Here is a 22,025-nt window from a genome sequence, read left to right as displayed (position 1 = left end):
AGGTCGTGAGCCAGAGTCGAATATGCAGAGTGTAACATTCCTGCCTGCGTTGTCGTTGTGCCCGCTGAGGGGTTGGGATCTCAGTCGAAGAAATCCCGCAGATCGCGCACTTCGTAATCAGCGAGTTGCTGCCAGGGGAGCTGAGCAGGCAGCTTGCGCAGGGTCACCTCCATCCGGTAGCTGCGATAGCCATCGAGGCTGGCCGACTCGACCACCAGCGGGATCTGCCACTGACTCGACCAGAGAATGCGGGTTCGTTGCTGCCCTTCGCGCTTTTCATACCAGCGGGCCTGCTCGGGGGCGGCCTCATCCAGCGGGGTCATCCCCTCGAGCAGCGCCGGGTTGACGAGATGGCGGATCCGCGGCCAGTCGGGCTTGAAGGCCACCTGGCCATACTCTTCCACCGGCACCTCAACCAGCTGGTTGTGCCAGCTGTCGGCATAACGCAGCTGCAGCTCACCCTCATCACTGCGACTGACCCAGCGGGCCGCCATCTGGTGGGTAAAGTGCTTGTGGCCGGGGGTGGCGTCGTGAGTGGCGTGATAGGCACGGGCAAGGGGGAGGGGAATGAGCCGCTGGCTCCACACCTGATTGCCCACGCGCAGCCACTTCTCTTGCCAGACACTCTCTCTGGCGATGCCATCGCTGCCGGTGTTCCGGTCGTGATAGCTGATCCGGGCGGCGAGATCCGGGGGCGTGTCGTCAGCATGCAGGGGGAAGGCGAGGGTGCTGCCAAGCAGCCATAACGAAAGCAAAAGTCGCATCATCATCTGTCGCTCGAAAGAGCCGGGGCCCGGGCCGCTGAGTCGATTGCTCAGATGCACCCGGGCCCCTGCTGCTTACAGGCCGAGCGCCTCCCGCAGTTTGCCAAACACCTTGGTGTTATCCAGCGTGCCTTTGAAGCGGTTGCTGCCGGCGCCATCGGCAAACAGCATCACATCGCCGCCGCCGTGGGTTTCCGATGTCAGTTTGACGCCGGTCTCCTGCAGATAGTCATTAGCCATCACCTGATCGCTGGTGAGGACGGAACGCACATCGGGGCGGTTGGGGCCGTTACCGAACACCAGGGTGGTGAAGGGCTTGCCATCCACATCGTTCTGGGTCGAGCCATCGCCATTTTTCACCAGATCCAGCACCGGATTGCCCTTGGCGGAGTAGCCGTTAATGGTCATGGTGTGGTCATGGTCGGCGGTGACCACGATCAGGGTATTGTTGAGATCCACTTTACCCAGCGCCGTCTTGACCGCCTCATCCAGTGCCACCGCGTCGGTGAGCGAGCGCTTGGCATTGGTGCCGTGCAGGGCGTGATCGATCCGGCCGCCTTCTACCATCAGGAAGTAACCCTGACTGTTCTTGCTCAGTAAATCGATCGCCTTGGCGGTCATTTCGGAGAGGGACGGCTGGGTATTGGCAGCCCCCTTGGCGACCCGATCCAGCTCGTAGTCGAGGTGGGATTTGCTGCTGAACAGACCGAGCACCTTGCCGCTGGTGACCTTGGCCAGTTCACTTTGGGTGGTGACATAGCTGTATCCCTGCGCCTTCATCTCGGCGGTCAGGTCGCGGTTGTCATTGCGACCGCCCTTGTTGCTGGCGCTGTAGGGGGTCCAGTGGTTGGCACCACCGCCCATCAGCACATCGACCCCATCCCCAAGCGCCTGGTTGAAACCAGTTCCTCCCGGAACAGCTTGTGCGGCGATGTCATAAGCGGCATCCCGATGGCAGATGTGGGCGTAGGTAGCCGCCGGGGTGGCGTGGGTCAGCTCGGTGGTGGTGACGGCTCCGACCGATTTGCCTGCCGCCTTGGCCAGCTCCAGGATGGTGGGCACCGGCTTGCCGTTATCGCTGCTGCAATTGTTGACGGTTTTGTTGCCATTGACGTCTTTGCCGGGGGCGACGGCTTTGGTGTCGCTGCTCATGGCGATCACCTCGTTGTTCATCTTGACCCCGGTGGTGTAGGCCGCCATGGAGGGGGCAGAGTCGGTGGTCTGGGCATCGTTGGAGAAGGTCTTGATGCGGGCACTGCGCGGCAGTTTCATCATCTCCAGATTGCCCTCTTCCCCCACCTTGAACAGGCGGGTGGCGGTGAGCACGGTAGGGCCCATGCCATCACCGATAAAGAGAATGACGTTTTTGGCATCACCGGCCTGTGCCTGGGAGGTTGCGCCCAGCGCACTGAACAGGGCGGCGCAGACCAGCGTGTGCTTGATGGATATGTTCATCTGTTTGCTCATGAAAGTGCTCCTTACAGCTTGGCCGCAGCCTTGATCTTGCCGAACACGGCGGTGTTATCGAGTGAGCCATGGAAGCTGTCAGCCCCCTTGCCGATGGCACCGAGGAATACATCTGTGCCGCCGTGGGTCTCGTTGCCGATCTCGCCCACCTTGACCACCACTTCCTGGTGGTAGTCATTGGCGGAGACGGTGGCATCGTCGAGCGGGGCGACGCTGCTGCGCGGGCCATCTACCCGGTTGTAGCCGTTGCCAAAACCTATGATGGTGTAGGGCATGCCCTCGCTATCCTTGCTTGGCTCGCCAGTCTCGTAGTTCTTCACCAGCCCGAGTACGCCGGGGTTGTTGGCGGTGGTCTTGCCGGTGCGCTTGGCATAGCCGTTGAGCACTAGCGTGTGGTCGTGGTCGGCGGTGACCACGATCAGGGTGTTTTTCAGCTCGGGGTCGCTCTTTTTCACCTCGTCGATAGCAGCCTTGATGGCGTTGTCGAAGGCGATGGTGTCCTGCAGCGCCCGCTTGGCGTTGGTGTCGTGCAGGGCGTGGTCGATGCGGCCCCCTTCCACCATCAGGAAGTAACCCTTCTCTTTGCCCTTGAGCTGCTTGATGGCGGCCAGGGTCATCTGGGCCAGTGACGGCTCGCTGGCGGGACGGTCCAGGTCATATTTCATGTGGCTGGAACCAAACAGACCCAGCAGAGGCTTGCCCGCATCGGCCTTGTTCAGCTCATCCAGATTGCTGGCAAACTGGTAGCCCTTGGCCTGCATTTCGCTGATGAGGTTGCGGCCATCCTCCCGCTTGCCCTTGTCGGCTTTGGGCAGGAAGAAACTGCTGCCGCCACCGAGCAGCACATCCAGTCCCTCCTTGAGGGCGCTGTTGTAGCCTTTGCCGCCCGGTACCAGCTGGACGGCGATATCTGCCTCCAGATCCCGGTTGCAGATATGGGCATAGGTAGCCGCCGGGGTGGCGTGGGTCACCCGGGTACTGGTTACCACGCCGGTACCGCGGCCATCGGCTTTGGCCAGCTCTAGCAGGGTAGTCACCGGCTTGCCGGCGCTCTTGCTGCAGTCGCTCTCATAGGTGGCGTCGCCGTCCATGCTGATGACGCCGTTGTTGCTCTTGACCCCGGTCATGTAGGCCGCCATGGAGGGGGCCGAGTCAGTGACCTGGGCATCGTGGGAGAAGGTCTTGATAAAGGCCGTCTCTGGCAGGGTATCGATGGTGAGATCACCCTCTTCGCCGACACCGTAGATGCGGGCTGCCGTCAGGGTGTTGAGGCCCATGCCGTCACCGAGGAAGAAGATGACGTTGGTGGGTTGGGCTGCGGGCTTGGTCGCCACCGTGTCATTGTCTGATTTGCAGCCGGCAGCCAGGGCGGCGCCGATCATCACTGCAAGTCCTGCCATTTTTCTCATTGGGGTTCGCTCCTTGTAAAACCTGAGCGCAGCCTAGAGGGGGCAGATGACACTTTTACTGACTATCGGTGACGGTTGTGTGAAAAGATGATAAAAATGTTACATTATATCAATGTGTTATCTGTCAATTGAGCGAGTTGGTCCGGTCGCTTCCGGCAAGGTTGCTCCGCCTCGGTGGTTTGCTGATTTGATGAGGTGATGGTTAGAATGACCTGTCAAAAGAGGCCCGCAGCAGGTAAAATGCGCCCCCTTCGTTCGATGCCCGCGGCAGAGCGCCTGTTGTTCCATGCGCGCGCCCGCAGCCCCCACAGAGAGTAACGGATATGTCCATCAACTGGTTCCCCGGTCACATGCACAAGGCCCGCAAAGAGATTGCCGAGGTCATGCCCCAGGTCGATGTGATCATCGAGATGCTCGATGCCCGCATCCCCTTCTCCAGCGAAAACCCGCTGGTGCCCGAGCTGCGTGGTGATACCCCGGTGATCAAGGTGCTGAACAAGGCGGACCTGGCCGATCCGGCGATCACCGATCTGTGGGTGGCGCACATGGAAAAAGAGAAGGGGATCAAGGCGCTGCCGCTGACGCAACAAGAGCCGGAGAAGATCAAGCAATTGCTGACTCTCTGTCACGAGATGCTGCCGGAGCGCAATTTTGAGCTGCGCGGCGTGCGGGCGATGATCATGGGGATCCCCAACGTGGGCAAGTCCACTCTGATCAATACCCTGGCGGGGCGCATCATCGCCCGTACCGGCAACGAGGCGGGGGTGACCAAGTCCCAGCAGCGGATCAAGCTGGATAACAACGTTATCCTGACCGATACCCCGGGTTTCCTCTGGCCCAAGCTCAATCCGCCCTCCTGTGGTTATCGTCTGGCCATCACAGCGGCTATTAAAGACACGGTGTTCGACTATGCCGATATCGCCATGTTCGCCGCTGACTACTTCATCAAGGCCTATCCGGAGCGGATCAAGGCGCGCTACCAGATTGATGAGTTGCCCGAGACCGAGATCGAGCTGCTGGAGATGATCGCCCGCCAGCGGGCGTTTATGCGCAAAGGGGGGCTGGCCGACCTGCACAAGGCGTCCGAGATCCTGATCAACGAGTTCCGCTCCGGTTTGCTTGGCCGCATCTCGCTGGAGACGCCGGAGATGGTGAGCGTCGAGATTGTCGAAGCCGCCGCAGAAGCCGAGCAAAAAGCCAAAGAGAAGGCCGAGCGGGAAGAGGAGCGTCAGGCCCGCGCCCGTCGCAAGTACGCCCGCAAGCGTCAGAAATAGTTATCCTCAGGCGTCCCGAGCTTGCCTGACAACGAGCGAGCTTGTGTGACCGAGATGACGAAACACGAAGAGGCGACCCCAGGGTCGCCTCTTCTGTTTTATCTGGTGAAGTGCCCGCCCGACTCTGATGGGGTGTCCGCGCTATAAAGCCATGCCATCAGCCAAAACGGTGGCGCGCTATTTCAAACAGCGACATATGAAGCGGGATCAGCTGTTGCCAGTCACGGCGATAGCCGCCACCGGGCACCGCCGCGACAGGCAACCCATGCTTGATTGCACAGTCAAATACCATGGCATCGCGCAGGCGAACCCCTTCATCGCTCAGGGAGAGATAACCAAGCTCGTCGGCATGATGCACATCGACGCCTGCCTGATAGAGGATGAGATCCGGCGAATAGAGCCGCAGTGCCAGTGATAGCGCCTGTTGCAGTGTGGTGAGATAGGCATCGTCCGTCATGCCGCTTGGCAGTGGAAAGTCGAGGTGAGAGGCGGCTTTGTGATGGGGAAAGTTGTGCTCCCCATGGAGGGAGAGGGTGATGATATCGCGCCGTCCGGCGCACAGGGCCGCACTGCCATCCCCCTGATGCACATCGAGATCGACGATCAGCACCTGTTCACAGTGCCCCTCGTCGAGGCAAGCCTGCGCCGCAATCACCAGATCGTTGAACAGGCAAAAACCGCTGCCGTGATCGCGATGGGCGTGGTGATAGCCGCCGGAGATCTGCAAGCCGCATCCCTGCTCAAGTGCATGGCGGCTGGCGGCAACGGTGGCACCCACCGAGCGCAAGGTGCGCTCTATCAGCATGGGTGACCAGGGAAAACCGATCTTGCGGATGGCGCGATCTTCCAGCTGGCCGCTCAGGGCCGTCGCGACATAATCGGCATCGTGAATGCGACAGATTTGCTCCCGGGTGGCCGACGGCGCTTCGCCAAGGGGGTAACCCTGCACCTGCAGGCGTTCAAACAGCCCTTGATACTTGGCCAGCGGGAAGCGATGGCGCTCGGGTAGCGTCAGGGAGGAGTAGAGGGGGTGATAGAAAATGCGCAACGACATGGTGCCATTCTCCCTGGCAAGGTGACGCTTTCTATATATGAAATCAGAGATGAATCCATGTATGCACTCCCTATATAAAGGGGAAGTGGCAGCGCATAAATCAAGACGCGTCGTGAGTGAGACCGCAGGATATGGAAAAGGGGAGCTTGGCTCCCCTTTCAGTCAATATCCCAGCTCGGTTTATTGCTGCTGGATAACCCAGATCTGGAAGGCTTTGCGGGTTTCCGCATCGGCCTTGTTGTACCAGTTTTGCAACTGGGTCAGCGCTTCCGGATTGCTTTGAGCCTTGCTGGGGGCAACCTGAACCGGTGCGCTGGCGGCAGCCATCACGGCAGCAGTAGAGACGGCAACGGTTTTGGGCTGGTTGAAGGCTTTGCCCATGTTGATCAGCTCTTGCTGATAGTCACGGGTCAGCTGGAAGCCCTCTACTTTCGGCATCACGAACTGTTCGCTGCTCACTTGCTGGCCACTGACTTTGTCTTTCAGCGCCACTTTCTGCTCTTTGACAAACTGCTTGGCTTCGGCTTCGTTGCGGGGCTTTTTGTAGTCCAGCACCAGCTGCTGATTATCGGCGGCGGTGAAGTTCAGCACCAGCGGCTCGGCGGTCACCAGCTTGATTTCGTTACGGCTGGAGTAGTTGCCTTCAAAGGCGACGACCAACTGGTGTTTGCCGGCAGAGAGGGGGAAGGTGCTGGTTTTGTCGAGCAGCTTGGGGTTGATGGATTGACCATCGATCAGCTGGACGACATAGGGGTTGGTCACTTCCAATTGGGCATCAGCAAGGGCGCTACCGGCCCACAACAGACCAGCCAGCGCCGGTACCAGAACAGTCAGTTTCATTTCATCTCCTTGAACAGTCAGGCGATTGCCCACTGAAAACAGGGGCTCATTTTTACAGGTTTGGCCTACTGCGGCAATGGCTCTTTCTGGTGGCCGATGTTCGCGCTGCTGTCAGTTTGTTTGTCAATAGCGACCGACTTATTTATTCGATCCGCCGTGTAAACGGGGGGAGGGCGTCGAGCAACCCCTTGCCATAACGCTTGGTCAGCAGACGGCGGTCGAGAATGGTGACCCGCCCCCGATCTGCCTCTTTGCGGATGAGGCGGCCACAGGCCTGGATAAGCTTGCGCGATGCTTCTGGCACCGTCAGTTGCAGAAAGGGGTTCCCCCCTCGCTGCTCCACCCATTCGGCGGTGGCCTCCTCGACCGGCGAGTTGGGCACGGCAAAGGGGAGTTTGGTGATCACCAGATTGGTGAGGTAGTGACCCGGCAGATCCAGCCCTTCCGAGAAGCTGCCGGTACCAAACAGAATGCTGGCCTGACCGCCATCGCACTTTTGTTTGTGCAGGGTGAGCAGGGCATTGCGGGAGGCTTCCCCCTGCACCAGCAGTGATAGTCCCTTGGCTCGCAAGCCAATAGCCACCTCATTCATCTGGCGGTAGGAGGAGAAGAGCACCAGACTCGCCTCTTTGCCGGCCAGAATACGTGGCAGTACGCTGATGAGCTCGTTGGTAAAGGCCGGCGAGTTGGGTTCGTGCTCCATCTTGGGCAGATAGAGCTCGGCTTTCTGATAGTCAAAGGGGGAGCGCAGGCGCAGATAGCGGGTACCGTCGTGCTCCTTGAGCCCCACCTGATGGCGAAAATAACTAAAGGAAGAGAGGGCGGTGAGGGTCGCCGAGACCAGCACGGCTCCCAGACATTTCGACCAGAGCCACTCCTCCAGCAGATACCCCACTTCAATCGGTGAAGCGTGCAGCCAGATATCGCCGTCATCGCTCTTGGCCATCCAGCGGGCGAGCGGGGTTTTACCGGTCGGGACATGGCGCACCAGCATCTCCCACAGGGCGCAGAAACTCTCCAGCCGTTGCAGATGAAAACCGCTCTCTGCCAGCAGAGGTTCGGCCTCCTTGCGGCGGATCTCGCCATCTTTCAGCGCTTCACCTATGGCCCCCTGCATCCGATCCAGCGCCCGCAGCGCCTTCTTGCTCGACTCCTTGAGATTCTCTGCCAGCATGGGCAGGGGATCCGGCAATACCCCTTCGGCGAAGCGGTAGTGGGGTTCCGTGCCAAACAGCCGATCGTTGGCGCTGAGCCACTGCTCGACCGCCTTCAGGTCGGGCTGGATGGAGGCCAGTGCATCCTGCAGTTTGAGTTGGGGGTCGAGCAGGCTTTCCTTATTAAAAGTCCGCGCCAGCTTGCCTGCACTTTGTACCAGCTTCTCCAGCCAGCGGCGCGAGCCTTTGACGCTGGCCGACGCCGCGCCGTGATCCCGGGCGATGGTGGGCAGGTGATGGGCCTCATCCAGCACATAGATGCACTCATCGGGGGGGGGCAGAATGATGCCGCCCCCCATGGTGAGATCGGAGAGCAGTAGCGCATGGTTGACGACCAGCACATCGGCGCTCTCCATGTCGTTGCGGGCGCGATGAAAGGGGCAGTGCTGGTGATGGCTCAGCGCCTTGTTGCAGGTGTGGCGGTCAGCGGCGATGCGATCCCAGCAAGTGTCGGGAATGGGCTCCGGCCAGTTGTCCCGATCCCCGTCCCATTTGCCATTAGTGTAGGCCTGCCACAGGGCCTGGTAGCGATCTTTGTCGCTGGCAGATGGCTTGGATTTGCTCAGACTGCCAAAGTCGAGCTCGAAGTTGGCCATCTCGGCACCACTGGCTGCCTGCTCCAGCAGATGCTCGCAGCAGTAGCGCTGACGCCCCTTGACCAGCATAAAGCGAAACGGTAGCTCGCTGTGGCGGTGGTAAAAAGGAAGGTCTTTGTGGATCAGCTGCTCTTGCAGGGCCACGGTGGCGGTAGAGATCACCAGCTTCTTCTGGGTGAGCCGCGCCACCGGGATGGCACCTTGCGCATAGGAGAGGGATTTGCCGATACCGGTGCCCGCCTCGGCCACCAGGATCCGGCGCTGCTTGTCGTACTCGCCGGTCAGGGTTTTGGCTATCTCTGCCACCAGAAAGTTCTGCTCTTTGCGCGGCACAAAACCGGGTAATCCATCCGAAATCTGGCGATAGGTTTGACGAATGGTGGCTTTAAGGCGAGTAGAGAGCATGAAGAGAAGGCCAGTTAGGGGTTAATCGAAGGACAAGGATACCCGCAACCCCTTGGTGAGGTCGAGGCAACTGCCATTATCACGGCTGTTTTACGCTGATCAGACCACTTTGGTTGTTTATCAGGTAGTTAGCGTTATTTGCATGCAAAATAGACTATTTGAGTCCAAATAATCAGCAGGATTCGTTGTAAACGTTTTCCTTTTGCCTTGCCGTTAGGTGAGACTTGGCTCACATTTTTGCCTCCATGACTATGGTTTCCGTAAAAAGTTCCAAGTTTTTTCATTGCGGTTCAAAAAATCCGGTGCTAGTCTCGGCGGCATAGTGATGCAAAGAACATCGCTAACACAGGGAATAACAACAACTTAGTGTTTAATTACAGTAGGCATTGGAAACTATGAAAAAGACAATTCTGGCTATTGCTATTCCGGCTCTGTTTGCATCCGCTGCTAACGCCGCAGTGATCTATGACAAAGACGGTACCACTTTCGACGTATACGGCCGTGTACAAGCTAACTACTACGGTGAGCACGATGATACCGATGGCGAGCTGATTGGCTCTTCCCGTCTGGGCTGGTCCGGTAAAGTTGCTCTGAACAACACCTGGTCCGGTATCGCCAAGACCGAGTGGCAAGTTGCTGCTGAAAACTCTGACAATAAGGACGGCGGCAAGTTTAAAGCTCGTCATATTTATGCAGGTTTTGATGGCACCCAATATGGTCAGGTTATCTTTGGTCAAACTGACACTGCCTTCTATGATGCCATCGCTGCAACCGATATCTTCAACGAATGGGGTAGCCGCGGTAACTTTTACGACGGCCGTCAAGAAGGTCAGGTCATTTACTCCAATAAATTTGGTGGTTTGACCGGTAAGCTTTCTTATCAGACCCATGATGACAAATTTGAAGTTTCCAGCGATGCCGGTGGTGATATCAAAACTGTTGTAATTGGTGATGTTGCTCGTGATTCTGCCTATGCTGCAAATCTTGGCTACGCTTTTGATTTCGGTTTGGGCTTGAATGCTGGTTATGCTTACTCTGATCTGGAAGGTCAAAAGACTCATGCTGGTCAAAAAGGCGAGAAGTCTGAGTGGGCTGTTAGTGCCAACTATGGCATCGCCGGTTTCTACTTCGCAGGTATGTATACCGATGGCGAAATCAAGAACAAAACTACTGGTAACAAGGTTGAAGGCAAAGGCTATGAGCTTGCCGCCTCTTACAACGTAGATGCTTGGACTTTCCTGGCTGGTTACAACTTCGCAGAATCTAAACATTCTGGCGTAGACAAAGATCTCGTAAAAGATACCCTGCTGGGCGTTCAATATGCTTTCACTTCCAAGCTGAAAGCTTATACCGAGTACAAAATCGAAGGTCTGGATAACAAAGACGACCAGTGGACTGTTGCTCTGCAGTACAACTTCTAATAAGTTGCACATGAGTAATATCCAGGCTTGAGTCTTTGATCAAGCTACGAATGGCCGAGATGATATCTCGGCCATTTTCTTTTTGGCTGCATTGCTATTGCGTAACGGAGTTCTGGTGAATCGCCGGATTGTAATTTCTAGTGATAGTTGGCAAATTGCCGGTCTCGGTTAATTTGTACAGATCTAGTTATCACCTGACACCGGCCTCAAACCGGTTTCTTGTTTACGCTACCTTAGAGCGTACTTCCTTCGGTATCAATTTCAGACCCTTCTTGAACATGCTGTAGGGGGTTTGACCCTCCATCATCCTGCTTTGATGTGGCCGCTGGGTGTTGTAGCGCTCCAGGTAGCTATCCAGGTCTGTCTGCATCTGCTCTACCGACTCATACCAGGTCGTTCTCCCCTTGATACGGAAGTGTTCATCCAGCAGTGTGCGATGCAGTCGCTCGATAAAGCCGTTGCTCTGCGGCCTGCGCACCTTGGTTGTCCGGTGCTCAATCCCCTCCAGTTGCAGGAACAGCTCGTAGGGATGATGGTCAGGGCGCCCGCAGAACTCGCGTCCGTTGTCCGACAGGATGGTCTAGACCCGTGCCTCGTGGGTTTCAAAGAATGTCAGCACCGTTTCGTTGAGCACATGAACCGAGGTCACCGGCAGCTTGCTGGTGTAGAGCCGCCCCCAGGCGTGGCGACTGTAGCAGTTCAGCACGGTTTGCAGATACACCTTGCCAAACCCCTTGAGCGCGCCGACGAAGAAGGTGTCGATCGCCACCAGTTCCCGGTGTAGTGAACTTCTATCTGGCGTTCGCGGAACTCGGGGCTGAAGCGCTCGAGCAGGCGAATTTGCTCGTCATTGAGCTCAATGGTCTGATCCCGGTGAGTTTTCTCAAGGCGCAACAAACGGTCGTGTTTGGAGAGCAAGTCGTGCCGTTGCCACACGCCACGCACCGCCCGCACTGACATTGATGCCTTGCAGAGCCAGCTCTTGCGCGACCCGCAGCGGGCCATGAGTTGGTCTGGTGAGGGAGTAATCGAAGATGGCCTGTTCAATCTCGGGCGCAACCCGATTGGGATGAGCCCCTTTACAGCCAGGCAATTTGTCGAGCAATCACTCGGCGCCATAGGTCTGGTAGTTACGGCGAATCTCATAGAACTGCTGACGGCTGTAGCCGATGAGTTTGCAGGCTTTGCTGACATTATTGAGCTCTTTGGCAAGCTCTATCAGGCTGAGTTTGCGACGTGCTACTTTCTCGTTGGTGATCATGCAGAGGCTGATAGTATTTTGCAGGTGCAAAAAAGCCCCTTGGCGGGGCTTGGTGTCTGGCAAGGCCTGTGTCGGGATTATCAATCGAACAGGATGCGGCCGCTGGTGCCGGCATCGCTGTCTTTCCAGCTGGCGCCGCTTTTGCGCAGGGTGTAAGTGATGGTCTCCTGCTTTAATTTCAGGTAGTCGCTGCCGCTGTGGCTTGGTCTGACCTGATTGCCATCGATATAGGTCTCCCCTGTGGTATCGACGTGAATTTCAGCCACAGTGCGGCCATTGTCAGTGACTGCTTTATAGTTGCCAGCCCACGGGCTCTCGTCGCCATACTGCACGGCCCCTTCCTGAGCGTGCGCTTGGGCATGGGTCTTGTGGCCGTGATGGGTTTTGGCCACGGCGCAGCCGGAGATACCGACCGCCAGCAGGCAACCGAGGGTGACATTGAGCAGAGTCTGTTTGGATTCCATCTTCATTTACCTGTATCAAATAATTGCAATGGATAAGGGGTGGAGCCCCCACGGTCGGTGTGGGCCCCGTTGAGCCATGGCTCGAAATCAGTCCTGATTGATCCCCGAAATATGGCCGCGGGAGTCGGTGAGGCAGTGCCAGAGCCGGTCATGGGGCCCCTTGATATCAATCATCATCCCCGCCTGGGAGTCGGCCACATAGTCGAGGGTCAGTTTGCTGCGGCTGACGCCCGCTTTTCTGGCGACGGCGTTCATGCAGGCGTTCTCGGCAACCTTGGTTTGCGCAGTGCTGCCGTTGTAGGCACTGCTGCTGGCGCTCTCATCATCGCCGTCGTCATCGTTCTCTTCGTCATTGAGCTGGCAGGCGCCGCTGTCGCCATTTTTGACAAAATAGGTGATGCCCCAGTCGCCATTTTTCACCATGGAGAGGGTGGTGTGCCCCTTGCTCGCCTCGTAGAAATTTGAATTCACTTTTTTAAGTGGAACTTGCTGGTTATTGATATAAGCCGTGCCATCTTCGACGCGAAGATTAATATGTCCAGGACAGCTGGCGGATAAATCAGGCACCCCTGCATATGCGGTTCCGGTCATGACCAATACAGAGAGAGCAAGCAGCGTTTTTTTCATCAGATAACCTCAAATCAACAAGGATCAGCAAGTGTGATGTCGTCAAAATAACGGTTGCTATGCCTGAACGTTATTTCTGTGCTCATTGCACACCTGTTATCGGTAGCCCGCAGTCAGTCGTTTCAGTGCGCCTCGTCCTGCCGGGATGGCGCCAAATTTAGCAGTCGGGTGATCTAAGTAAAATAAAACAGGATTAATTGGATTCATAAAATATGAAAAACTATAAATCATTTAAAACAATGAGTTAGGTGCTGTTCAAGTCACTGTGCAAAAGATGGGGGACCTCCGAGTTGGTTCCTTATGGGCATCGATAAGGTTGGCCATCGGTCAGTGATGTCGGGCGTTTGGTATTTTTTCTGTTGCAAGCGGGCGCAGGCTGGCGACATCACTGGGCCACTGAGCCATTGCGCACCGTAAATATACAGATAAAAACTCCAATATTCTGTGTGTGTGGGTGGAAAATTTGGCCTGCCAGCAGGAAGATATTTTTACCTGATATGACTGGGTGGTGAGGCATATGAAAGGGTCAGGATAAATAAACCCTCCGTCAATAGGGCGTGATTATATGGATTGTTAATGTGCTTTCCCTGAGGATTGCCCACTTGTGGCAGGAAAATATAACGACTTAGAAACTCATGGCCAACCCGATGGAATAACCGCTGGTGTTGTGGCTGAACATATAGCGGGCAACCAGCCGGGTACGGGTGACTATGATGTCGTACTTGCTGCTATCCAGCTCCAGACCGGCGCCGATGGAGTTGAGGGAGTCAAAGCCAAGCAACCCCCGCTGTTCCCCCAGATATGCGGTATGGGCTCCCTCCAGTACATAACGCACCGGTCTGTCGAGCAGGGTCCAGTGGAACAGCGGGGCCCGGCGGCGCAGATAGAGACCGAGGTTCTCCGCCTCGGCGTGACCACGGACGCTGGTCGAGGTACCGCCAAAGCTCTGCAGGTGCTGGTTGGAGTAGCGCACTTCGATATCGATATCCTGCACCTTTGAAAAGAGCTCGTAGTCGAGCATCAGCGAGCCTCCCAGTCCGTACATATTGAGCTGCCCACCATCGAGAAAATCCAGCGAGTAGCCCTTGGTACGCTCCAGCAGCCAGTTGCCGATCCGCAGATCGCTGGCCATGGTACCGAGCGAGACGTTGGCGATGGGGCGCAGCACCCAGTGGCCACCGCGCGGGTCTTCATGGAGGGCGATATCCCAGCCGATCCCGCCAGAGGCGGTCAGGCTGTTCCATTTGGTCGGGAGGGTGCGGCTCTCGGTGCCGTTGCTCACCACAAACTGGGGATCGTAGCGGCTAAAGCCGATCGCCCCTTCCAGATAGATGGGCAGGGCTTCGCTCATGGTGGCGCCGCCACCGATCTGGGTCATGTTGAGGGCGGCAGATTGATTGGTGCCGCTGCCGATATCGAGGTTGCTGGCGGTGATGTCGGGCACCACCGTGAAGGTCATCAGCGAGAGCACCGCATTGGCGCGCTCCTGTGCCCACTCCTGATCCTGTGTTGCAGCTTTGACGGTGCTGCCGGATAGCGCCAGCAGCATTGGCAACAACATCTGCAATAAAGAGGAGCAAGAGCGGTGCATGAGTGTGGTTCCCGATAAGCGGCGTCTGATTGCCCTGATTTTACTGTAGCGAGCTTCCTGCCGGTTGGCACGGAGCAAAGAGGGGGAGAGTGAGCGCCGCTTGTGGTCGGTTGCCGCTTGGGGGCAAGCCTTTGCCACACCAACGGCACGCCTTTGCAGTTTGTCGCTAAAGCTTGGCCTCTTGCCGCCGATATCTCTTGTGAGATCGTGTGGAGGGCAAGCAATTGAACGCTTGGGTGTTGGGGTTGGTCAGCATATCCGTGAGTATGCAGTTACAGGCTGGGGTCACCGAATTTGGTGCCGGTCTGGATCAATCCGTCTGGCGTTTGACCTCCGATACCCAGATTGAGTGTCGCCTCGAACACCCTATTCCCAATTGGGGAACGGGGGCCTTTGTCAGCCGCGCCGGGCGCAAGATCAACCTCGACTTCGAGCTCAAGGGCAAGCGGCCACAGGCCCAGACCCAGACGGTGAGTCTTGGCATCATGCCACCGGTATGGCGCCCGGGGATCGCCGGGCGAGAAGTGAGCCAGCTGCGCTTCTATCAGCAGTTCGATGGACTGGTGGAGGGGCAAACCGCCTGGACCATGCTCGACGAGCTGGAGGGGGGGCGGATGCCGACCTTCCAGTATCGGGACTGGTATCGCCAGAACCGCGCGGTGCGGGTGTCCCTCTCGTCGGTCAACTTTCGGGTGAAATATCAGGCTTTTATCGACTGTCTGAGCGGGCTCTTGCCCTACAGCTTCAATGACATCGCCTTTAGCGTGCTTACCTACGACAAGAACAGCGATCAGCTCTCCATCCCCTCCAAGCGGCGGCTGGCGATGATCAGCGAGTTTATCAAGGCGGACAAGAGCATCGATGTGGTGGTGATCGACGCCTACAGCGACAGCTATGGCGGCCGCTGGCCGAACCTGAAACTCTCCGAGAAGCGGGCCGATGCCATCAAGAAGGTGTTTGTCGATCTGGGGATCGATCCCGGCAAGATCTCGGTGGAGGGGCATGGCGAGAAGCAACACGTCGCCTCCAACGAAACCGAACAGGGTCGTGCCAAGAACCGGCGAGTGGTGATCAGCATGGGGCGCAATGGCGAGATCTAGCGCCGTCCCCGGTCAGAGAAGCATAAAAAAGAGCGCATTTGCGCTCTTTTTTGATCCTGCCATCCGGCAGCGGGATTAGGGCAGCTTAGAAGCTGTCACCCAGGCCGGTACCGGCATCTTTCTTGGCAATCAGTTCAATCTTGTAACCGTCCGGATCTTCGACGAAGGCGATGACGGTGGTACCGCCCTTGACCGGGCCCGGTTCGCGGGTGATCTTGGCACCGGCGGCGCGCAGGGCGTCGCAAGTGGCGTAGATGTCGTCCGCTTCCAGCGCGATGTGGCCATAGGCTGAGCCCAGTTCGTACTCGCTCACCCCCCAGTTGTAGGTCAGCTCGATCACCGCTTCATCCTTCTCGTCACCGTAGCCGACGAAGGCCAGGGTGTACTTGTACTCGCTGTTCTCGCTCTTGCGCAGCAGCTTCATGCCAAGGACGCGGGTGTAGAAGTCGATGGAGCGTTGCAGATCGCCGACACGCAGCATGGTATGCAGAATTCTCATTGCTCAGTTCTCCGGGTTGGTGATGTGTACTGCTTTCAATCTCGGTTGTGAGGCTATCAGCTCTCGGGATAGACCTTCTCTTTGTACTCGCACAAGTCCTCGATGATACAGGAACCACAACGGGGCTTGCGAGCCAGACAGGTGTAACGCCCGTGCAGGATTAGCCAGTGGTGGACATCCAACTTGAACTCGGCAGGCACCACCTTGAGCAGCTTCTCCTCCACCTGATCCACATTCTTGCCTACCGCAAAGCCGGTGCGGTTCGATACCCGGAATATATGGGTATCGACGGCGATGGTGGGCCAGCCAAAGGCGGTGTTGAGGACCACGTTGGCGGTCTTGCGGCCGACGCCGGGCAGGGCTTCCAGCGCTTCGCGATTCTCCGGCACCTCGCCACCGTGGCGCTCCAGCAAGATGGCGCAGGTCTTGATGACGTTCTCGGCCTTGGTGTTGAAGAGGCCAATGGTCTTGATGTACTCCTTGAGCCCGTCCACCCCGAGATCCAGCATCGCTTGCGGGGTGTTGGCCACCGGATAGAGCTTGTCGGTCGCCTTGTTGACGCTGACATCGGTCGCCTGCGCCGAGAGCAGCACGGCGATCAGCAGCTCGAATGGCGAATTGAAGTTGAGCTCTGTGGTGGGGTGGGGGTTGTTTTCCCGCAGCCGCTCCAGTATCTCTCTGCGTTTCTGGTTGTTCATCCCTTGCGTCCGATCATAGTTCGGTCGCCCGGACGCGGGCCGGGGCAACGTTGCAGTGGGCTACGGTAGCGGCCTGTTTGCGGTCCCGCCAGTCGTTGATGGCGTTCTTGGCGGCGATCAGCAGCCCCAGCCCGATAAAGCCGCCCGGCGGCAAAATCGCCAGCAGCAGGCTGGCATCGGCGTGGAACAGCTCGATACGCAGGGATTTGGCCCACTCGCCCAGCAGCAGCTCGGCACCATCAAACAGGGTGCCCATGCCGATGATCTCGCGCATGCCGCCCAGTACCAGCAGCACCAGGGTAAAGCCAAGGCCCATCATCAGGCCGTCGAGAGCCGCCAGCAGCGGCGGGTTCTTGGAGGCATAGGCCTCGGCGCGGCCGATGATGACGCAGTTGGTGACGATGAGGGCGATAAAGATGCCTAGCGCCTGATAGAGGCCATAGGTGTAGGCGTTCATCAGCAGTTGCACGCTGGTCACCAGCGAGGCGATGATCATCACATAGACCGGAATGCGAATATCCTTCGGCACCCAGTTGCGCACCAGCGAGACGGCAAGGTTGGAGCAGACCAGCACCGCCATGGTGGCAAGGCCCAGCCCCAGCGCATTGGTAAAGGTGGAGGAGACGGCGAGGGTCGGGCAGAGCCCCAGCACCTGCACCAGCGAGGGGTTGTTCTTCCACAGCCCCTGACTCATCAGCTCCTTGAGCTCGCCCTTGCGGCTTTCCAGCTCGGCAATCGGGGCAGCGCCCGTTTCAATCTGTTCCATCTGGTTCATGATGGCTCGACTCCGTTAGTTCGCCGCCGGACAAGCCGGGGCGTTGCTGAGCAGTTCGGGTTGCTCCTGCTGCAGTTTCAGCAGGTTCTTCACCGCCTTGACCACGGCACGGGGGGTGATGGTGGCGCCGGTAAAGGCATCGAACTCGCCGCCATCCTTCTTCACCGCCCATTGAGGCTCGTTGTCATGGGTCAGGAATTTTCCGGCAAAGCTGTTGATCCAGTCCGATTTCTTCAGCTCGATCTTGTCACCGAGGCCCGGGGTCTCGTTGTGAGCGAGCACGCGCACGGCGGTGATGGTGCCCTTGGCATCAAAGCCCGCCACGATGCGGATCGCCCCGCTGTAGCCATCCGGCGCAATCGCCTCCAATGCATAGCCGGTCACCACGCCATTCTTGCTGGCGGTATAGAGGGCCTGCGGCTGATCGCTGCCGAGATACTTCCTGCTGGTCACCTGCTTGCAGCTGGCCACCAAATCGTTGTCATAGCTCCCCTCTGGCAGCAATACCGAGAGGGTCTGCTGCTTCTCCAGCTGCTGCTGGTGGGCGATTTTATCCTTGGTCAGTTCGTTGGTCAGTACCACCAGCGCGGTACAGCCGAGCGCGAACATCGCCAGAATAAGGCCGTTCTTGCGCATGCTCTTTAACATGTCCGGGCTCCGTCAGCTGTGATGGGGGAAAAGGGCAGAAACATCATTGGCGACGAGCTCCATACACTTTCGGGCGAGTCAGCGTGTCGATAAAAATGGGCAACGCAGAGGTTGGCCAGCAGCACTCGATACGTTTCGGCGTTATCGTCTTGGTCATTGGCGACGGGCTCCGTATACCTTCGGACGAGTCAGGCTGTCGATAAACGGCACACAAAGGTTGGCCAGCAGCACGGCGAAGGCGAACGCATCCGGATAGCCGCCAAAGCGGCGAATGATGTAGACCAGCATTCCGATTAGTACGCCATAGACCAGTCGGCCGCGCGGCGTGGTGCAGGCACTGACTGGATCGGTGGCGATAAAGAAGGCCCCCAGCATAGTCGCGCCGCTAAAGAGATGGAACATGGGCGTGGCGGTCGCATCCGGGCTCACCAGATAGCCGATGGTGGAGGCCGCCAGCAGGGCACCGAGAATCGCGGTGGGAATGCGCCAGTTGATCACCTTCTGCTGCAGCAGGAACAGGCCGCCCAGCAGATAGCCGAGGTTGACCCAGCTCCAGCCGATGCCGCCCCAACCCTCGAATAGCGGGCCGCTCAGGATCTCGCCGGTGGTGAGCCCCTGAGTCAGGCCGGTTTTCAGGGTATCGAGGGGGGTTGCCATGGTGAGACCATCCACCCCCTGCTTGAGCTGCGCCATGCTGTAGCCGTCGAGGCTAAAGCCGGTGAAGATCACCGATGCGGCATCGCCAAAGCCGAGGCTGTAGGCGCGCACGCTCTCCGGCGGCAGCCAGCTGGTCATCTGCACCGGGAAGGAGACCAGCAGCAGCACATAGGCGACCATGGCCGGGTTGAACAGGTTCTGACCCAGTCCGCCGTAAAGGTGTTTGGCGACAATGATGGCAAAGGCCGTGCCCACCACCAGCATCCACCACGGCAGCAGCGGCGGCAGGGAGAGACCGATCAGCACGGCGGTGAGCGCCGCACTGCCATCCATCAGGGCAGGCTTGATGGTTCGGCCACGGAGCTTGAGCACCAGCGCCTCGCACAGTAGCGCAGTGACCATCGCCAGCAGGATTTGGATAAAGGAGCCCCAGCCGAAGAACCAGGTCTGGGCCAGCAAGCCCGGCACGCAGGCCAGGATCACCAGCAGCATCAGGGTTCGGGTCTGTTTGCGGTTATGGGCAAACGGCGCAGTCGCAATATTGAACATGAGTCTGTCGATTACCTTGTGGTTGTTCGGTCGGCTGACGGTGCATCTTCAGCGGCGGTCTCTGCGGCTCTGGCCGCCTCGGCCGCCAGCTTCTTCGCCTTGGCACGGGCCACGGTGGCTGCAATGGCCGCTTTTTTCGGATCAACCGGGGCGTCAACCGCTGGAGCGCTCGCTTCAGGCGCGGCAGTGACGGCAAGTGGTTGCTCACTGCTGGTTGCATCGCTTTGCATCGGCTCGGCCGGTGCGCGCTCACCCTCAGCTCCGGCACTCTCTACCTGAGTACCGGCACTCTCTACCTCAGCACTGGTACTTGAGCTCTGCAGGGCCAGCTTTTTGGCCTTGGCACGGGCGATGGCAGCGGCGATAGCGGCTTTCTTGGGATCGACCGCTTCGCTTGCAGCCGTATCGCTGTGGCTGGTGGTTACTTCGCTCTTGGCTAGCGCCACGTCGTGGGTCTGTGCGCTGGCAGCTGGCTCACTCTGCGCACCTTCAGCACCGGCGATGTCGCCCTGCTGGGCCAGCTTTTTGGCCTTGGCGCGGGCAATGGCAGCAGCGATAGCGGCTTTCTTGGGATCAACCGCTTCGCTGGCCGCAGATGGCGCATCGCTTTGGGTTGCAGCGGATTCGCTGGTGCCTGCGGTTGCAGTCAGATCGCCCTCAGCGCTGTCACCCTGCTGGGCCGCCTTTTTGGCCTTGGCGCGGGCGATGGCAGCAGCGATAGCCGCTTTCTTGGGATCAATTGCTTCGCTGGCAGCAGATGGTGCATCGCCTTGCGTGCCTGCGTCGGTTACCGCGCTGTTATCTGCACTTACCGACTCGCCACTGGCTTCGGCCTTTTTGGCCTTGGCCCGGGCAATGGCGGCGGCAATCGCCGCTTTTTTCGGATCAACAGCTGCCTTTTGCTGATCAGCATCTACCGCAGGCGCAGCAGTGGTTTCGGCAGTCGCAGGCTCGGCGCTATCGCTAGCCTGAGCCGCTTTCTTGGGATCGCTGGCGGGGTCAACCGCCTCAGCGGGTTGCGCCGCAGCGGCTGTTTCGCTGTTTGCGCTCTCTGCCAGCTTGGCGGCGCGGCGCGCTTCCGCTTCCCGTTTACGGGCTTCGCGGGCGGCAATCACCGCGCTGTTGTCAGGCAAGCCCTCGGCGGTGGCGGCAATGGCAGTGATGGGGGCATCCTGCTTGGCCTTGATACGGGCCAGTGCCGCTGCCACCGGATCTTCCCCGCCTGCGGCCGTCATGGTCTGACGGCGCTGGGCGGCGGCTTCGGCATGGCGCGCTTCGCGGGCCGCTTTTTCCCGCTCGAAACGGGCCTGCTTCGCCTCAAAGCGCTGCTTGGCGCGTTCGGCTTTTTCGGCCTCGGCACGGGCTTCGCGAATGTCGTCTTTGGCAATCTTGTAGTACTGCACCAGCGGGATCTCGCTGGGGCAGACCCAGGCACAGGCGCCGCACTCGATGCAGTCCATCAGGTTGAGCTTCTCGGCCTTGTCATACTCCTTGGCCCGGCTGTACCAGTAGAGCTCTTGCGGCAGCAGTGTGGCCGGGCAGGCATCGGCGCAGGCGCTGCAACGGATGCAAGGCTGCTCCGGGCCGGGGGCGGGCAGTTCGGCCTGCGTCGGCGCCAGCAGGCAGTTGGTGGCCTTGACCACAGGCACCATGGCGTGGGGCAGGGTAAAGCCCATCATGGGGCCACCCATGATCACCCGCTGCTCCGCTTCCGGTTGCAGTTCGAAACGCTGCAACAGCCAGCGCACCGGCGTACCGAGGCGCACCCAGGCGTTGCCGGGCTGCTTGAAGCTGTCGCCGGTGAGGGTGACGATCCGCTCGATCAGCGGCTCGCCGTCGATGATGGCGCGCTTGATGGCAAACACGGTGGCGACGTTGAGCACCATGATGCCGATATCGACCGCGCGGCCCCCCTTGGGCACCTGACGGCCGGTGAGCAGCTCGATGGTCTGCTTGGCACCGCCCGAGGGGTACTTGGTCGGCACCGTCTTGACCAGCACGTCCTCGTCGGTGGCGTGGCGGGTCAGCTGCTCGATCGCCTCGGGCTTGTTGTCTTCCACCCCGATCAGGGTGAGTTTCGGTTTGAGCAGGTGCTTGAGCACCCGGATGCCATCCATGATCTCGTCGGCGTACTGCTGCATCAACCGATCATCGGTGGTGATATAGGGTTCGCACTCCAGCCCGTTGACGATCAGGATCTCGGTGAGCTGGCCGCGGCCATCGAGCTTGCTGTGGGTCGGGAACACGGCGCCGCCAAGGCCCGCCACCCCCGCCTGCTGGATGCGCTCGAGCAGCTCGCCCCGCTCCAGATTCCAGTAATCGGCTTTGCCGTTGCGCTCGCCCCACTCATCCTCCCCATCCGGGGTGAGAATGACGCAGAGATCGCCGAGTCCGGAGGGGTGGGCAACCGTGTGGTTGCCAATCTCGGTGATGGTGCCGGAGGTGGAGGCATGGACAGGGACGACCCGCCCCTTGGCATAACGGGTCAGCGGCTGCCCTTTTTTGACCTTGTCGCCCACCTGCACCAGCAGATCGCCGGCGGGGCCTGCGTGCTGGCGCAGCGGAATAATGAGGCGCGGCGGCAGACCGGCGTCTACCACCGGGCTCTGGCTTGATTGCAGCTTGTTGTCGGCGGGGTGAATGCCACCGTGAAAGTCCCAGAGCGTGCCGGCTTTGATACGTTCGAGTAAGGAATGCATGATTGCTCCGCTG

At 58.9% G+C, this 22,025-nt stretch carries 18 protein-coding genes and 1 pseudogene; 3 read left to right on the top strand and 16 right to left on the bottom strand.

The window, feature by feature from the left end:
* Nucleotides 1-80: 80 nt before the first annotated feature.
* The 3 genes from AB5Z02_RS13325 to AB5Z02_RS13315 all read right to left on the bottom strand — a co-directional run bounded on the left by AB5Z02_RS13325 (nucleotide 81) and on the right by AB5Z02_RS13315 (nucleotide 3,640).
* Complete coding sequence (locus AB5Z02_RS13325) at nucleotides 81-767, bottom strand: hypothetical protein (protein ID WP_139464029.1); 687 nt, start codon at nucleotides 765-767, stop codon at nucleotides 81-83.
* Nucleotides 768-839: 72 nt separating this feature from the next.
* A complete protein-coding gene (locus AB5Z02_RS13320) occupies nucleotides 840-2,231 on the bottom strand; it encodes an alkaline phosphatase (RefSeq protein WP_368216148.1) in 1,392 nt (463 codons plus the stop codon).
* Nucleotides 2,232-2,242: 11 nt separating this feature from the next.
* Nucleotides 2,243-3,640 carry an alkaline phosphatase gene (locus AB5Z02_RS13315; protein ID WP_368216147.1) on the bottom strand — a complete coding sequence of 466 codons (1,398 nt, stop codon included), beginning with the start codon at nucleotides 3,638-3,640 and terminating at the stop codon, nucleotides 2,243-2,245.
* A gap of 323 nt (nucleotides 3,641-3,963) precedes the next feature.
* Between AB5Z02_RS13315 and ylqF the strand changes: the two genes are divergently transcribed.
* Entirely contained in the window at nucleotides 3,964-4,914 is a 951-nt protein-coding gene (ylqF, locus tag AB5Z02_RS13310) for a ribosome biogenesis GTPase YlqF (protein ID WP_005334061.1), read from the top strand.
* 157 nt (nucleotides 4,915-5,071) lie between these two features.
* Here the strand turns inward: ylqF and AB5Z02_RS13305 are convergent, their stop codons facing one another.
* The 3 genes from AB5Z02_RS13305 to dinG all read right to left on the bottom strand — a co-directional run bounded on the left by AB5Z02_RS13305 (nucleotide 5,072) and on the right by dinG (nucleotide 9,023).
* Complete coding sequence (locus AB5Z02_RS13305) at nucleotides 5,072-5,968, bottom strand: histone deacetylase (RefSeq protein WP_368216146.1); 897 nt, start codon at nucleotides 5,966-5,968, stop codon at nucleotides 5,072-5,074.
* A 180-nt stretch (nucleotides 5,969-6,148) separates the two neighbouring features.
* Entirely contained in the window at nucleotides 6,149-6,808 is a 660-nt protein-coding gene (locus tag AB5Z02_RS13300) for a DUF2057 family protein (RefSeq protein WP_368216145.1), read from the bottom strand.
* A 142-nt stretch (nucleotides 6,809-6,950) separates the two neighbouring features.
* Complete coding sequence (gene dinG, locus AB5Z02_RS13295) at nucleotides 6,951-9,023, bottom strand: ATP-dependent DNA helicase DinG (RefSeq protein WP_368216144.1); 2,073 nt, start codon at nucleotides 9,021-9,023, stop codon at nucleotides 6,951-6,953.
* A gap of 395 nt (nucleotides 9,024-9,418) precedes the next feature.
* Here dinG and AB5Z02_RS13290 point away from each other — a divergent pair, with 395 nt between their 5' ends.
* A complete protein-coding gene (locus tag AB5Z02_RS13290) occupies nucleotides 9,419-10,444 on the top strand; it encodes a porin (RefSeq protein ID WP_042053211.1) in 1,026 nt (341 codons plus the stop codon).
* A gap of 223 nt (nucleotides 10,445-10,667) precedes the next feature.
* Here AB5Z02_RS13290 and AB5Z02_RS13285 read toward each other — a convergent pair.
* The 4 genes and pseudogenes from AB5Z02_RS13285 to AB5Z02_RS13270 all read right to left on the bottom strand — a co-directional run bounded on the left by AB5Z02_RS13285 (nucleotide 10,668) and on the right by AB5Z02_RS13270 (nucleotide 14,387).
* Nucleotides 10,668-11,705: pseudogene (locus tag AB5Z02_RS13285) on the bottom strand (IS481 family transposase).
* Between the two features lie 80 nt (nucleotides 11,706-11,785).
* The gene (locus AB5Z02_RS13280; protein WP_368216143.1) at nucleotides 11,786-12,169 is read right to left on the bottom strand and encodes a hypothetical protein; all 384 of its coding nucleotides are present in this window, start codon (nucleotides 12,167-12,169) and stop codon (nucleotides 11,786-11,788) included.
* A gap of 87 nt (nucleotides 12,170-12,256) precedes the next feature.
* Nucleotides 12,257-12,796 (bottom strand): hypothetical protein, encoded by a 540-nt coding sequence (locus AB5Z02_RS13275; protein ID WP_368216142.1) that lies wholly within the window; start codon nucleotides 12,794-12,796, stop codon nucleotides 12,257-12,259.
* Nucleotides 12,797-13,421: 625 nt separating this feature from the next.
* Complete coding sequence (locus AB5Z02_RS13270) at nucleotides 13,422-14,387, bottom strand: autotransporter domain-containing protein (RefSeq protein ID WP_368216141.1); 966 nt, start codon at nucleotides 14,385-14,387, stop codon at nucleotides 13,422-13,424.
* 224 nt (nucleotides 14,388-14,611) lie between these two features.
* Between AB5Z02_RS13270 and AB5Z02_RS13265 the strand changes: the two genes are divergently transcribed.
* Nucleotides 14,612-15,487, top strand: coding sequence for an OmpA family protein (locus AB5Z02_RS13265; RefSeq protein WP_005337611.1), 876 nt, complete (start codon nucleotides 14,612-14,614; stop codon nucleotides 15,485-15,487).
* An 85-nt stretch (nucleotides 15,488-15,572) separates the two neighbouring features.
* Here the strand turns inward: AB5Z02_RS13265 and gloA are convergent, their stop codons facing one another.
* The 6 genes from gloA to rsxC form a co-directional block, all read right to left on the bottom strand.
* Nucleotides 15,573-15,986, bottom strand: a complete 414-nt coding sequence (gene gloA / locus AB5Z02_RS13260) for a lactoylglutathione lyase (protein WP_005347113.1) — start codon at nucleotides 15,984-15,986, stop codon at nucleotides 15,573-15,575.
* A 56-nt stretch (nucleotides 15,987-16,042) separates the two neighbouring features.
* Nucleotides 16,043-16,684 carry an endonuclease III gene (gene nth / locus AB5Z02_RS13255; RefSeq protein ID WP_005337609.1) on the bottom strand — a complete coding sequence of 214 codons (642 nt, stop codon included), beginning with the start codon at nucleotides 16,682-16,684 and terminating at the stop codon, nucleotides 16,043-16,045.
* A gap of 13 nt (nucleotides 16,685-16,697) precedes the next feature.
* Entirely contained in the window at nucleotides 16,698-17,450 is a 753-nt protein-coding gene (locus AB5Z02_RS13250) for an electron transport complex subunit E (RefSeq protein WP_041202329.1), read from the bottom strand.
* 24 nt (nucleotides 17,451-17,474) lie between these two features.
* Nucleotides 17,475-18,107 (bottom strand): electron transport complex subunit RsxG, encoded by a 633-nt coding sequence (gene rsxG, locus AB5Z02_RS13245; protein WP_005359614.1) that lies wholly within the window; start codon nucleotides 18,105-18,107, stop codon nucleotides 17,475-17,477.
* A gap of 153 nt (nucleotides 18,108-18,260) precedes the next feature.
* On the bottom strand, nucleotides 18,261-19,313 hold the full coding sequence (gene rsxD / locus AB5Z02_RS13240; RefSeq protein WP_368216140.1) for an electron transport complex subunit RsxD: 1,053 nt from the start codon (nucleotides 19,311-19,313) through the stop codon (nucleotides 18,261-18,263).
* Nucleotides 19,314-19,324: 11 nt separating this feature from the next.
* Complete coding sequence (gene rsxC, locus AB5Z02_RS13235) at nucleotides 19,325-22,012, bottom strand: electron transport complex subunit RsxC (RefSeq protein ID WP_368216139.1); 2,688 nt, start codon at nucleotides 22,010-22,012, stop codon at nucleotides 19,325-19,327.
* Between the last annotated feature and the right edge of the window lie 13 nt (nucleotides 22,013-22,025).

It is taken from the genome of Aeromonas sp. R2-3 (genome assembly GCF_040908375.1).
Taxonomy (GTDB): domain Bacteria; phylum Pseudomonadota; class Gammaproteobacteria; order Enterobacterales; family Aeromonadaceae; genus Aeromonas; species Aeromonas veronii.
The sequence above is the reverse complement of the archived record's forward strand: the minus strand, read 5'-3'. Positions and strand labels throughout refer to the sequence as shown.